Here is a 12,701-nt window from a genome sequence, read left to right on the forward strand (position 1 = left end):
TAATATTCTAGATTCCTTTATATTGATGCCCATGATTTAGGATGATGAAAAATAACAAAATCAAGAGGATAAAATGGCAAAAAATTTTCATAGCCCGCAAGTGGTTGCCAGTTATGATCAACACATCGTCAAGCTCATACCGGGTTATGAGCTGATCCATCAGCAGATCGCGGCAATTTTACAGCACTATTTACCAGAGTCTGCACGAGTTTTGGTGGTGGGCTGTGGCACAGGTTATGAGCTGGCTTATTTGAGTCAACAGCATCCTGACTGGCAATTGACAGGATTAGACTTGTCTGCCGCCATGCTGGAAACAGCGCAGCAGCGTTTGGCAGGAGTGACCCAAATTGAGTGGGTTGAAGGGGATTTAGACTGCTTGGATTCGACTGCGCAGTACGATGCCGTTTTAAGCATACTGGTTGCTCATTTTATTGAGCCCTCCAAAAAACAGGATTTTTTCCAGTCCATTTATCGGCATTTAAAGCCAGAAGGTATATTGCTTAATGTTGATTTGACTCAAGCTGAGCAGGAGAGTGATCTTGCCATTTTGCAACAGGTGTGTGAGCAAACAGGTTTAACACTTGAGCAAAGTCAGAAAATGCGTCAGCGATTACAACAAGATTTTCATTTATTGAGTCCTGAACAGAATATTCAGTTATTGCACCATGCGGGGTTCGCTCGCGTCACAGGTTTTTGGCAAATGCTGCAATATCGCGGTGTGATGGCATTTCCTGTTTAAACAGACCTGTGATGAACAGACTTGGAATTCTGTATATGAAAATAAATTATTCTGGTGTGAGACTGCCTAATAATATGATTTTGATTAATTTTCGGTGTATATAATTGATTTAATTTTTAATTGCTTGTTTTCTTGGAGAAAGCATAATGCCAAACGACGTTAGCATTATGCTAAAAATCAATTATTTAATTTTTTTAAAAATAAAGTCATTAATCTTGTGACCTGATTCTAAACCACGGCGTTCAAACTTAGTGAGCGGACGCCATTCTGGGCGAGGGTAGCTGTTGCCTTTACCTGCAAGGTTTTCTAAATTTTCTCGGTTATCTAGCACGTCAAGCATCCATTCTGCATATGGTTCCCAGTCTGTTGCTGCATGGAAAGTTCCGCCAAGTTCCAGTTTTTGTTCAACGAGAGCCATACGTTCATCGACCACAAAGCGGCGTTTGAAATGGCGTTTTTTCTGCCATGGATCTGGGAAATACAATTGTACACAGTTAATACTGGCATCTGGCATTTCACGCAAAACCTGAATCGCATCGGCATCTAGCACTTTGAGATTGTCTAAACCTGCTTGGCCTGCTTCATAAACACATTGGGCAATACCAGGAATATGTACTTCAATCCCGACATAGTTTCGTTCAGGGTTGGCTTGTGCCATGAGTACGAGTGAACGCCCCATTCCAAAACCAATTTCAACAGTCAATGGACGTTCAGGATGTGAAAAATGCTGACGTAAATCACCGACTGGATATTCCAAAATAAAGTCACGATGTTGTTCCAGCGCAGTACGTTGTGAAGTATTTAGCGGGGACGAGCGACGCATAAATGTCACAATTTCACGGTGCTCGTGCAAATTGTCTAACTCAACAATTTGTGGTTCAAGTTGCTCGTTACTCATAAGAATGGAATTCAATGGATTAAAAAACCGATATTTTAAGTCGCGATTTAAGCAAGTCAAATAAAAAATCTCTCATCCACACGATGGTGCTATAGCTTTAGACAACAGAAAATAAGTTTTATGGTTTTTTTGCAATTTTCGTGATTCAGCACTTGCAAGTTGTATCGTGGCGTTTTAAAACATCTAAGTCAGAGTAAAAAACATAGAAAAAGGACGAGAGACAAGCTATGAAGCTGTATTATTCGCCAGGGGCTTGCTCACTTGCAGCCCATATTATATTAAATGAAATTAATGTTGATTTTGACTTGGAAAAAGTCAACTTAAAAACCCATACCACAGAAAAAGGGAGTGATTATTATCAAATTAACCCAAAAGGCTATGTGCCTGCTTTAGAAATTAACCCAGGCTTGATTTTAACCGAAATGGTTGCGATTTTACCGTTTTTGGCACAGCATGACCCGCATCAGGACTTGATTCCACCCTCAGGTTTGGGGCGTGCTAAAGTGCTGGAATGGCTAGGTTACTTAAATTCGGAATTGCATGATGCGTATGCTGTATTTTTTGGTAAACCACTGACAGATGAAGAAAAATCTAGAGCCTATCAGGAGATTGACCGGTTACTGAATTATATTGATCAGGCGATTGCCAACTCGGATACTGAATACTTGGTTGGTGATAATTTTGGTCCGGCTGATGCTTATTTGTTTGTGCTGACTAACTGGTCACCGCTCATTAAGCATGAGCTTAACCCATATAAGCATATTATTGAGTTGCGTAACAAAGTAGCTGTGCGCCAGTCTGTACAGATCGCAATGCGTGATGAAGGTTTAATTAGTTAATTACTGTTTTTTTATCAAACTATTTTTAAAGTTAAATAAGAAAAAAGGAGCAATAGCTCCTTTTTTTATGCAAGTGCAGCTTTAATTTTTTCTGCAAAGCCTTTGATTTTCTCTTGATCACCCATTTCTGTCGCATGTCGTCCGAGTTTATGTACTGAACTTGGAATCAGATGAAAATGCACATGGGGTACAGTTTGTCCTGCAGCTTCGCCTGAAAGTTGCATTAGCACAATGCCTTTTGAACTCAGTGCAGTTTCAATGGCACGTGCTACTTTTTGCACAATTTGAATGGTGTAGGCTGCATCTTCTGCAGGCAAGTCCAGTAAAGTCTCTGCTTGAGCTTTTGGAATCACCAAAGTATGACCATCGGCTTGCGGCATAATGTCCATAAATGCAAGTACGCGGTCATCTTCATAGACTTTAATTGCTGGAATTTCGCCACGTAAAATTTTTGCAAAAATATTTTGGTCATTATATGCCATAACGTATTTCCTTAAATTGCTGAATTATTTACAGCTTAATTCTTTCTGACGAGCCTTGATTTGGTCAAGCTTTTGTTGCTCTTTATCAGAAAATTTAGGTTTGGTGGTATGGCAGTTGTCGTTACCATATTTTGCTTTAGCTTCAGGGTCGCTAAAACAATAACCTTTTGATGCATAAATCAGATTATAGTCGTCTTTGAGTTTTTGACATTCCTGCTCAGAGGCTGCAAGCGCATTAATGCTGAACAATCCTGTCAACATTGCAATAAGCGCAACTGAAAACTTCTTCATGAGCTGTTCCTTCATTTGTAACGATATGTGTTTATACACAAGGTTTAATATGGATACAGTTGCACCAAATTGCAATGTTTAAAGATTACTCAATTGTAATCTTGCTCCATGATTCGTACATTTTTGCCACAGTAGAGAAGTCACTGTTTTCTTCAGCTAAAGCATTGGCAGCTTGAATCAGGCTTTGTGACAAACCAATCACAGGTGCAGCAAGCTTGGCTTCACGTACCAGATCAACCGCAATGCCTGTATCTTTTGCCAGAAGTGGCAAAGCAAAAGTCAGTGGGAAACTACGGTTAAAGATACGGTTGGGTACAATATTACTGGTCACGGTGCTTTGCCCACTTGACGCATTAATACATTCAAAGGCTTCTGTCAGGTTTACGCCGTGTGCTTTTAGTGTGGTTGCACCTTCGCAAGCTGCACATAAATGCACTGCCATGAGCATATTATTGACCGCTTTGACTGCAAAACCTGCACCAGACTCCCCAACATGTTTGATCAGTTTTCCAACCGCCTGCATGGCAGGTAAAGCGCGTTCAAAGGCTGCTGTATCTCCACCAACCATAACAGTTAATGTCGCATTTTCAGCGCCAACAGTTTGTCCGCTCACAGGTGCATCCAAATAGTCAACACCTTGCTGTTTCAGTTGCGCTGCGAGTTGCTGTGCACTCGCAGGGACACCACTGGTACAGTCGACCCAGATTGCGCCTGATTTGATTTTGACACTGTTAATCAGGTTTTCAACATCTTGGCTGGTCGGTAAGCAAGAAAAAATGATATCGGCTTGTACAGCTTGTTCTAAAGAAACTGCTTGTGTTGCATACGTTTGAGCATGTTGTTTGGCTTTTTCTTCTGTGCGATTCCAAACGAAAACTTGCTCAAAGTGTTTAGGTAAATGTGCTGCCATACGGTAGCCCATAGCACCTAAACCGAGGAATGCAACAGATGAGATGGTCATGGTAAGTCCTTGATAATATGGATTGGGAGCTTTAAAGCAATCACTATGCCAAAATCACTACATACTGAAATGGCAATCTTCAGCTATTGATATAACCAATTTTGATAAGATCGGCAATGTAAAATGGCGTTATTAATTTAAACGCTTGTTGAAAATCGATGCAAATCGCAAATTTGTGAACTGAAACTTGGCTGTGAAAACTATAATTGCTCAAAAAATGCATAGCGACAGCATAATCATGAAATATTTTACCTTGACCGATTGGCTATAAGGCGCTCAAAATGTTGGCAGTTTTGATTCTATGCATAGCGTTATATAAAGAGTAGAGCTCATGAGCCAGCACGACGATTCCCAATATCAACTAGATACTTTAGCCATCCGTACAGGGCACACTCGCAGTTTTGAGGGTGAACATAGTGAACCGATTTTCCTGACTTCGTCTTTTGTCTATGCCAACGCTGCTGAAGCTGCAGCAAAATTCTCAGGCAAAGAGCCAGGAAACATCTATTCACGTTTCACCAATCCAACAGTTGCCATGTTTGAAAAACGTCTTGCAGCCTTAGATGGTGCAGAACGTGCAGTGGCAACAGGCTCAGGTATGGGTGCGATTTTGGCAATTGCGATGGCATACTTAAAAGCTGGCGATCATGTGATTTGTTCGCGCGCTGTGTTTGGTTCTACTGTTAGTCTGTTTGAAAAATATATTGGTAAATTTGGCGTTGCAGTTGATTTTGTAGATTTAACCAACTTGCAAGCTTGGCAAGATGCGATTCGTCCAGAAACCAAACTATTCTTTGTTGAATCTCCATCAAACCCGTTGGCTGAAATTGCGGATATTCAGGCACTTTCTGATCTGGCACATGCGCATGGTGCGTTGTTGGCAATCGATAACAGCTTCTGTACGCCTGCTTTACAGCAGCCCGTCAAGTTCGGTGCTGACCTTGTAATTTACTCAGCAACTAAATATATCGATGGGCAAGGTCGTGCTTTAGGTGGTGCTGTGGTCGGTAAACATCAATTACTTGAAGAAGTTTTTGGTGTGGTGCGTACACTTGGCCCATCTATGAGTCCATTCAACGCTTGGGTCTTCTTAAAAGGCTTAGAAACTTTGCGCTTGCGTATGAATGCACATTGTGAAGGTGCACAAAAACTGGCGGAGTGGCTCAATCAGCACGATAAAGTTGAGAAAGTTTACTATGCGGGCTTACCTGAACATGTCGGACACGAATTGGCAGCAAAACAGCAATCTGGCTTTGGCGGGATTGTATCCTTTGAAGTGAAAGGTGGCCGTGAAGCAGCTTGGAAAGTGATTGATAATACCCAGTTTATTTCAATTACAGGTAACTTGGGTGATGTAAAATCGACCATTACTCACCCAGCGACCACGACACATGGTAAATTATCTGATGCGGCTAAAGCTGCAGCAGGAATTCGTGAAGGTCTTATTCGTGTATCGGTTGGTTTGGAAGATATTCATGATATTATTGCCGACCTTTCTCGTGGTCTCGATCTGATTTAATTTTGGAGTCAATCTGATGAATATTAATATGCTGATGCAGCAAGCCCAGCGCATGCAAAAAGACATGGAAAGCAATATTAAAAAAGCCAAAGAAGAGTTGGCACAAACTGAAGTACATGCTGAAGCGGGTGGTGGTCTTGTAAAAGTCACTATGACTTGCCGTCATGTGGTAAAACGTATTGAAATTAACCCAGAGTTGCTACAAGACGAAGCAGACATGATTGAAGACTTGATCGCAGCGGCAATGAACGATGCAGCACGTCAGGCAGAAGCAATTTCAGAAGAAAAAATGAAAGCTGCAAATGCTGGCACAGGTTTACCTCCTGGTTTATCTGGTTTGTTCTAAGGGATTATTTGGTGTTTAGTCCCCGTTTTGAACAGCTTGTTCAAGCATTACGCACCTTGCCAAGCGTTGGGCCGAAGTCGGCCCAGCGTATGGCACTGCATCTAGTGATGAAAAACCGTGAAGGTGCTTTTCAACTTGCCCATGCTTTGCATGAAGCGGCAACCTATATTCAGAGCTGTCATGTTTGTCATTCACTGAGTGAAGATGAAATTTGCGAAATCTGTGCATCACCACGTCGAGATGACACCGTACTGTGTGTCGTTGAATCGCCTGCCGATGTTATGGCAATTGAGCAAAGTGCTGGATTTAATGGAAAATATTATGTATTGGGTGGGCATTTGTCACCCTTAGATGGTATTGGGCCTGAAGAAATTGGTATTCCCGCATTGATTCAACGCTTAAAACAGGGGCAGGTTCAGGAAGTGATTCTGGCAACCAATGCGACGATTGAAGGTCAGGCAACAGCGCATTACATTTTGGAAGCGTGTAAGACTCTGCCTGTCAGCATGACGCGAATTGCTCAAGGTGTGCCACAAGGTGGGGAGCTTGAGTATGTCGATAGTCATACGTTAAGCCAAGCCTTGCATCATCGTATGCAGTTAAAATAACCCAGTTCGCCATTCAAACATCCATCATTTGAGTGGTTTTTTAGTTTTAAATTAAAATTGTTTAAAATATAAAGTCTATAACAACAATAAAATGGCTTTTATTGCTTGGTCAAAAATATAACAATAGGCGTGATTTTTTTAAATTGTTGACAATTATCGCAATCGACAGGTTTCTGATTCATCGGTTAATATGTAAAAAGGTTTAGCGTTATTTTTCTCACCTCTGAGGTAATGCATCACGCATTTTGCAAGAACATGTATCATTTTATTCAGCATCAACCCGAACTCGAGATGGTCTTAGCTGCCATGGACCAAAGTGCCGTTTACGCACTCGATAGTGAATTTATCAAGGTTGATACGCTGTGGCCAAAATTAGGTGTATTCCAGATCAATGTTTCTGAGCAAACTTATTTGCTAGACGGTGTAAATTTAGATTTGACTGAGTTCTGGAAAAAATTGGCAACAGCTCGGCAAAATATTTTCCATGCCTGTGGTGAAGACATTGATTTAATTTATCATTATGCTCAAGTTCGCCAGTTAAATAATGTATTTGATACACAGGTTGCCATGTCATTTTTAGGGCATGGTTTACAGGTCAGTTATCAAAATGCGTTGAAGCAGATGATTGACATTGATATTGAAAAAGATCAGACGCGTTCAGACTGGCTGGCTCGCCCATTGTCAGATAAACAGCTCTGTTATGCGGCCAACGATGTTATTTATCTGAATCATTTGGCACAGCGATTAAAGTCACAACTCCAAGATAAAGGTTTGCTTGAATTTGTGTTGGAAGATTGTCAACACTTGACTCAAGAAATTGCACAGCAAACGCCAATAGAGTTGTTATATACCGATATTGGAAATTATCGCCACTCACGCCGCCAACTGATGCAATTACAGCAGTTGAGTATCTGGCGAGAACAATTTGCAAAAAGCTTAAATATCCCACGGAGTTTTTTGTTGAAAAATTCAACCATGATTGATTTGGTTGAAAAAAATCCGCGTAACCATTTTCAGCTCTCGCATATTAAGCATATTCGTCCAAATGTGATCCGTGAGTACGGTAAGCTTATTCTGGACTTATTGAAATATTTACCAGAGAAAGAGCTTTGGCCTGCCAGCATTCCACGACCAGTCAAGCATATTTCCAAGCCAGTAGCAGAGCAGATCGATCGTATGATTGCAGGGGTGGTTGAGCAGACCAGTATTCCACATGCGGTACTTATGCGGAAGAAGTGGCTCAATGAGCTCTATCAATATATTGTTATGCCGCAAGCAACACAAAAATTGTCCAGTTACCTCACAGGTTGGCGTTATGAATTACTCACCCAGCCATTGCTTGAAATCTTGCAGCAAGATCAGGAAAATCTGGCAGAGCAGATGAAAGTTCGCCAATAACTCAAAAAATCCTATAGAATATTGCTGACTCTAGCGTCAATAATGATGCTAGATTCAGTTATTTTGTATATTGTTATTTCTGTATTATAAGAGTGCCGTGGTTATGGTTGTGCATTGTGATATTTATCGCTCTAGCAAAAAAGATGAAATGTATTTGTATGTTGCACGTCAAAATGCAGAGCAGGCGCATGAAGATCCATTTGCGAATGTTCCAGAAATGTTAAGCGTTGCTTTTGGGCGAGCAACATTTGTCATGCATCTTGAGTTAACCGAAACACGCAAGCTGGCGCGTGTCAATGTGTTGCATGTGATGGACTCTTTGCAAACCAAGGGTTTCTTTATTCAGGTTCCACCAGAAGGCCTCATCAATGCAAATGCAGTCGAACCTGAAGGATTGCGAGGCGCTTAACGATGAATACAAGCATCGTGCATCAAACGATGGCATCTCTCACCGTGATTCCTGAAAATATTATTGCAGTGAGTGTGTATGTTGCAGGTGCAATTCTTGTGTTGCTGCTGTGGTATTTGATGACTAGGCCGTATCCAAAATTTTGTGCAATGTCGACGTGGATTGTGTTTGCATTTATGGTGACGCCGAGCATTTCAGACGGGAGTAATGCTGCAATTGCTCCTGCTGTATTTGGACTCATGTTTGGTATTGTTACTCATGATCATAATTTGATGTGGGTAAATCTGGCTACAATTTTATTTGTGATCGGTTTAGGCAGTGTGGTGGGTTTCTTTTGGTTAAAATTTTTACAATATAAATCTCAACAAACCAAGAATACTGCTCCACTTTAGCAAAAGGAAGGCTTTATGGTTGCCAAAGCGACAGCGCAGTTTCAAGGGACATCGCAGTATATTGCGTCAGATGGACTCAAACTTGCAGTTAATGCTGCCTGTACTTTGGAAAAACCATTATTGGTTAAAGGTGAGCCAGGAACAGGGAAAACCTTACTTGCAGAGCAAGTCGCTGCCAGTTTGGGTTTGAAGCTGATTACATGGCATATCAAGTCGACCACTAAAGCTCAACAAGGGCTGTATGAGTATGATGCAGTGTCGCGCTTACGCGATAGTCAACTTGGTGACAGCCGCGTTTATGATATCCAGCATTATATTAAGCCTGGCAAATTATGGGAGGCTTTTACCAGCACTGAACGCTGTGTATTGTTGATTGATGAAATTGATAAAGCAGACATTGAGTTTCCAAATGATCTGCTGCATGAATTAGACAAAATGTCATTTTATGTTTATGAAACCAATCAGACCATTCATGCCAAACAACGCCCTATCGTGATTATTACTTCAAATAATGAAAAAGAATTACCGACTGCTTTCTTGCGCCGCTGCTTTTTTCATTATATTGAATTTCCAGATGAAGCCATGATGCGGAAAATTGTTGCGGTACATTTTCCGCAGATCTCACAGAATTTGCTCAGTCAGGCATTGCAGGTCTTTTATAAACTTCGAGATATTCCAAACTTAAAAAAAGCACCATCAACCTCTGAACTCATTGACTGGTTAGCGCTTATTTTAGCGGATGATTTGCCTGAGCAGGTGCTACAACAACAATCAGCTTTGCCGCCGATGTATGGCGCACTGATAAAAAACGAGCAAGATTTGCAGTTGCTCGAACGCCTTGCCCAGATGTCACGGCGCTAACGGGCAGCACTTATGTTTATACGTCTATTTTATACTTTAAGAAAATACGGCGTTCCTGTTACAACCCAAGAATTACTCGATTTAAATCAGGCAATTGAAAAGAATTTGGTATTTGCTGATCTTGAGCAATTTTATTGGCTTGTGCGTATGCTCATGGTAAAAGACGAGCGCTATTTCGATAAATTTGATCGTGCCTTTAAAGCCTATATGGACGGGGTTGAACATCTGACCCAAGAAGAAATTTTAAATCAATTGCAACACTTACCTAAAGCATGGTTTGATCTAGAACTTATTGAAAAAAAACTGACTGAACAGCGATTGCATGAGCAGCAGAAGAAGCATCAGGGTGGTAATAAAATGATTGGCACAGGCGGAACATCACCGTTTGGTGCTTATGGCGATCACCCTGAAGGGATTAGAATTGGTGGGCCGAGCCGCAAACGTTCGGCCGTCAAGGTCTGGGAGCAACGTCAATATAAAAATCTAGATGATGAACAAGTGCTGAGTTCACGCCAGATGCAACTGGCACTGCGTTATTTACGCCGTTTCGCTCGTCAGGGCGTGGCTCAAGAACTCGATATTCATGCCACGATTCAGGCAACAGCCAAACAGGGCATTTTAGATGTGCAGCTTGTCCCAGAACGCCGTAATGGTGTCAAAGTCCTCATGCTGTTTGATGTCGGCGGGTCTATGGATGGCTATGTCCAGCAGTGTGAAGCCTTGTTCAGTGCTGCAAAAAATGAGTTTAAGCATCTGGATTATTTTTATTTTCATAACTGTCTGTATGACTATGTCTGGAAAGACAATACTCGCCGTAATACAACACGCTTGTCGACTTGGGATTTGCTCCATACATATAGCTCAGACTATCGGGTAATTTTCGTTGGTGATGCCAGTATGGCACCCTATGAGTTACAGAGTGTCGGTGGTTCAGTTGAATACATGAACGATGAGTCAGGGCAAATCTGGTTACAACGCATCCGACAGCATTTTCAGAAAACGGCATGGTTGAACCCAGAAGACCAGCGTTATTGGACATATACCAAAACCATTGGCCTGATTCAGCAGATTTTTGAACAGCAGATGTACCCAATGACCTTAAAAGGCATTGAGGAAATGACGAAGTATTTATCACGTTAACAATAAATGAAGTGGGATAATATAATGCAGCAATTACAAGGTTTTGCTTTACCAACTCAAGATGGTTTTTTTGGGGAATATGGCGGTCAGTTTATTCCGCCGCACTTAAAAGCGGCGATGGATGAAATCAATACTGCATATGAACAGATTCGCCATACAGCAGAATTTCAGCAAGAACTGAGTGATTTATTTCAGCATTATGTTGGTCGCCCAAGTCCATTGTTTTATGCGAAGCGTTTATCCGAACAGCTCGGCGGTGCACAAATTTATTTAAAACGCGAAGATTTAAACCACACTGGTGCGCACAAGATCAATCACTGTTTGGGTGAAGCCTTGCTCGCTAAATACATGGGCAAAACTAAAGTGATTGCAGAAACAGGAGCAGGGCAACATGGTGTTGCACTTGCAACAGCCTGCGCTTTGGTGGGCATTCCGTGTGAAATTCATATGGGGCAGGTGGATATTGAAAAAGAACACCCTAATGTCGTCAAAATGAAAATTTTAGGGGCAACATTAATTTCTGTGACCCGTGGGACAGCAACTTTAAAAGATGCGGTTGACAATGCCTTTAAAGAATATTTGAAAGATCCTGAAAACTATATCTATGCGATTGGTTCGGTTGTTGGACCTCATCCATTTCCAAAAATGGTGCGTGATTTTCAGGCCATTATTGGCGATGAGATTAAGCAACAAAGTCAGGCACAATTCCAGCAACTCCCAGATTATGTAGTTGCTTGTGTCGGTGGAGGGTCCAACGCAATCGGTGCGTTTACCGCATTTTTAAATGAAGATAGTGTCAAGTTGGTGGGGGTTGAACCTGCGGGTTATGGTCTGGATACGACACAACATTCTGCAACTCTAACATTGGGCAAACCAAGTCAAATTCATGGTATGGCATGTTATGTGCTGGAAGATGAACAGGGGCAGCCACTGCCTGTACACTCTATTGCATCAGGCTTGGATTATCCTGGGGTGGGACCACAGCACAGCTTCTTAAAAGATTTGGGTCGGGTGGAATATACCACAGCAACTGATCAGGAGTGTCTGGATGCATTTATGACCTTATCTCGCGTGGAAGGTATTGTTCCTGCGCTAGAAAGCTCACACGCGGTTGCATGGGCACTGCGTGAAGCACCACATTTGCCAAAAGAAACAAAAATTGTCGTGAACCTGTCTGGTCGTGGCGATAAAGATGCTGATTATGTTGCTCAAAAGCTAGGTTTATAAGTTCTATATAGAATAAAAGAGCTACCTTTGGGTAGCTCTTTTGATTAAAGATGAACAGTGCTGAAGTTATTGCCGATCATAGGATTGTAATTGCTGAATTAAATTTTGCTGATCCTTGATGGTTGCATCAGCTAGATCCCCAAAATTTTCAATATAATTCTCCAATTGTTGAATCAGGTCATGTTGATCTTCAATAATGGCTTTCACCAAATCTCCGACTGCAACCATTCCTACAAGCTGTTCTTGCTCTAGAACTGGTAAATGCCGTAAATGATGATCGGTCATTAATTTCAGACTGTCCTTCACAGTATGCTCTAGCTGAATGGTAATCACTTCGGCAGTCATTAACTCACGAACTTGAGTTTCTTCGGTGAGAAACTGGTGTTTGAGCATTTTACGCGCACAATCCCGCTCTGATAAAATTCCAACTACACGCTGTTCTTGAGTGACAATCAAAGCCCCTATATCTTTGTTTGTCATTAAAGAAATTGCTTCATGAATAGAAGCATCTGGTGAAATTGTATGAACAGAAGGATCAATTTTATTTTGTATCACATATTTAATATTAGTCATGATTTTCCTAGATTTTTC

Annotated in this window: 14 protein-coding genes and 2 pseudogenes; 11 read left to right on the plus strand and 5 right to left on the minus strand. The window is 41.5% G+C overall.

Annotation, left to right across the window (positions count from 1 at the left end):
* The first annotated feature begins 73 nt into the window (after positions 1-73).
* Positions 74-739: a class I SAM-dependent methyltransferase gene (locus P255_RS04205; protein ID WP_004903849.1), complete on the plus strand. Its 666-nt coding sequence runs from the start codon at positions 74-76 to the stop codon at positions 737-739.
* Positions 740-920: 181 nt separating this feature from the next.
* On the opposite strand, the gene trmB is transcribed toward P255_RS04205, so the two are convergent.
* Positions 921-1,637 carry a tRNA (guanosine(46)-N7)-methyltransferase TrmB gene (gene trmB, locus P255_RS04210; protein WP_004903851.1) on the minus strand — a complete coding sequence of 239 codons (717 nt, stop codon included), beginning with the start codon at positions 1,635-1,637 and terminating at the stop codon, positions 921-923.
* A 227-nt stretch (positions 1,638-1,864) separates the two neighbouring features.
* Here trmB and P255_RS04215 point away from each other — a divergent pair, with 227 nt between their 5' ends.
* Positions 1,865-2,476 carry a glutathione S-transferase family protein gene (locus tag P255_RS04215; protein ID WP_004903853.1) on the plus strand — a complete coding sequence of 204 codons (612 nt, stop codon included), beginning with the start codon at positions 1,865-1,867 and terminating at the stop codon, positions 2,474-2,476.
* A gap of 65 nt (positions 2,477-2,541) precedes the next feature.
* Here the strand turns inward: P255_RS04215 and P255_RS04220 are convergent, their stop codons facing one another.
* From P255_RS04220 to P255_RS04230, 3 genes and pseudogenes are all read right to left on the minus strand, one after another.
* The gene (locus tag P255_RS04220) at positions 2,542-2,958 is read right to left on the minus strand and encodes an HIT family protein (RefSeq protein WP_004903856.1); all 417 of its coding nucleotides are present in this window, start codon (positions 2,956-2,958) and stop codon (positions 2,542-2,544) included.
* A 24-nt stretch (positions 2,959-2,982) separates the two neighbouring features.
* Positions 2,983-3,249 (minus strand): YARHG domain-containing protein, encoded by a 267-nt coding sequence (locus P255_RS04225; RefSeq protein WP_004903858.1) that lies wholly within the window; start codon positions 3,247-3,249, stop codon positions 2,983-2,985.
* Positions 3,250-3,334: 85 nt separating this feature from the next.
* Positions 3,335-4,213, minus strand: a pseudogene (locus P255_RS04230) (NAD(P)-dependent oxidoreductase); the annotation flags it as partial.
* A gap of 328 nt (positions 4,214-4,541) precedes the next feature.
* Between P255_RS04230 and P255_RS04235 the strand changes: the two are divergent.
* From P255_RS04235 to trpB, 9 genes are all read left to right on the plus strand, one after another.
* Positions 4,542-5,729: an O-succinylhomoserine sulfhydrylase gene (locus tag P255_RS04235; RefSeq protein ID WP_004903863.1), complete on the plus strand. Its 1,188-nt coding sequence runs from the start codon at positions 4,542-4,544 to the stop codon at positions 5,727-5,729.
* A gap of 13 nt (positions 5,730-5,742) precedes the next feature.
* On the plus strand, positions 5,743-6,075 hold the full coding sequence (locus P255_RS04240) for a YbaB/EbfC family nucleoid-associated protein (RefSeq protein ID WP_303620873.1): 333 nt from the start codon (positions 5,743-5,745) through the stop codon (positions 6,073-6,075).
* Between the two features lie 11 nt (positions 6,076-6,086).
* On the plus strand, positions 6,087-6,683 hold the full coding sequence (gene recR, locus P255_RS04245; RefSeq protein ID WP_004903866.1) for a recombination mediator RecR: 597 nt from the start codon (positions 6,087-6,089) through the stop codon (positions 6,681-6,683).
* Between the two features lie 255 nt (positions 6,684-6,938).
* A complete protein-coding gene (locus P255_RS04250; protein ID WP_004903867.1) occupies positions 6,939-8,081 on the plus strand; it encodes a ribonuclease D in 1,143 nt (380 codons plus the stop codon).
* A gap of 109 nt (positions 8,082-8,190) precedes the next feature.
* A complete protein-coding gene (locus P255_RS04255) occupies positions 8,191-8,490 on the plus strand; it encodes a YcgL domain-containing protein (protein ID WP_035365270.1) in 300 nt (99 codons plus the stop codon).
* A gap of 2 nt (positions 8,491-8,492) precedes the next feature.
* Positions 8,493-8,882, plus strand: coding sequence for a hypothetical protein (locus tag P255_RS04260; RefSeq protein ID WP_004903869.1), 390 nt, complete (start codon positions 8,493-8,495; stop codon positions 8,880-8,882).
* Between the two features lie 15 nt (positions 8,883-8,897).
* Positions 8,898-9,743 carry an AAA family ATPase gene (locus P255_RS04265; RefSeq protein WP_004903870.1) on the plus strand — a complete coding sequence of 282 codons (846 nt, stop codon included), beginning with the start codon at positions 8,898-8,900 and terminating at the stop codon, positions 9,741-9,743.
* Between the two features lie 12 nt (positions 9,744-9,755).
* Positions 9,756-10,883 (plus strand): vWA domain-containing protein, encoded by a 1,128-nt coding sequence (locus P255_RS04270; protein ID WP_004903871.1) that lies wholly within the window; start codon positions 9,756-9,758, stop codon positions 10,881-10,883.
* A 24-nt stretch (positions 10,884-10,907) separates the two neighbouring features.
* On the plus strand, positions 10,908-12,110 hold the full coding sequence (gene trpB, locus P255_RS04275; RefSeq protein ID WP_004903872.1) for a tryptophan synthase subunit beta: 1,203 nt from the start codon (positions 10,908-10,910) through the stop codon (positions 12,108-12,110).
* Between the two features lie 150 nt (positions 12,111-12,260).
* On the opposite strand, the pseudogene P255_RS04280 reads toward trpB, so the two are convergent.
* A pseudogene (locus P255_RS04280) lies at positions 12,261-12,683 on the minus strand (CBS domain-containing protein); the annotation flags it as partial.
* Positions 12,684-12,701: the final 18 nt, after the last annotated feature.

Source organism: Acinetobacter brisouii CIP 110357, from assembly GCF_000488275.1.
Classification (GTDB): Bacteria; Pseudomonadota; Gammaproteobacteria; order Pseudomonadales; family Moraxellaceae; genus Acinetobacter; species Acinetobacter brisouii.

Coding starts and splice junctions, on each gene's coding strand:
- P255_RS04235 (WP_004903863.1), top strand. CDS start 4,542: ATGAGCCAGCACGACGATTCCCAATATCAACTAGATACTTTAGCCATC.
- P255_RS04215 (WP_004903853.1), top strand. CDS start 1,865: ATGAAGCTGTATTATTCGCCAGGGGCTTGCTCACTTGCAGCCCATATT.
- P255_RS04260 (WP_004903869.1), top strand. CDS start 8,493: ATGAATACAAGCATCGTGCATCAAACGATGGCATCTCTCACCGTGATT.
- P255_RS04220 (WP_004903856.1), bottom strand. CDS start 2,958: ATGGCATATAATGACCAAAATATTTTTGCAAAAATTTTACGTGGCGAA.
- P255_RS04250 (WP_004903867.1), top strand. CDS start 6,939: ATGTATCATTTTATTCAGCATCAACCCGAACTCGAGATGGTCTTAGCT.
- P255_RS04265 (WP_004903870.1), top strand. CDS start 8,898: ATGGTTGCCAAAGCGACAGCGCAGTTTCAAGGGACATCGCAGTATATT.
- P255_RS04225 (WP_004903858.1), bottom strand. CDS start 3,249: ATGAAGAAGTTTTCAGTTGCGCTTATTGCAATGTTGACAGGATTGTTC.
- P255_RS04205 (WP_004903849.1), top strand. CDS start 74: ATGGCAAAAAATTTTCATAGCCCGCAAGTGGTTGCCAGTTATGATCAA.
- trpB (WP_004903872.1), top strand. CDS start 10,908: ATGCAGCAATTACAAGGTTTTGCTTTACCAACTCAAGATGGTTTTTTT.
- P255_RS04270 (WP_004903871.1), top strand. CDS start 9,756: ATGTTTATACGTCTATTTTATACTTTAAGAAAATACGGCGTTCCTGTT.
- trmB (WP_004903851.1), bottom strand. CDS start 1,637: ATGAGTAACGAGCAACTTGAACCACAAATTGTTGAGTTAGACAATTTG.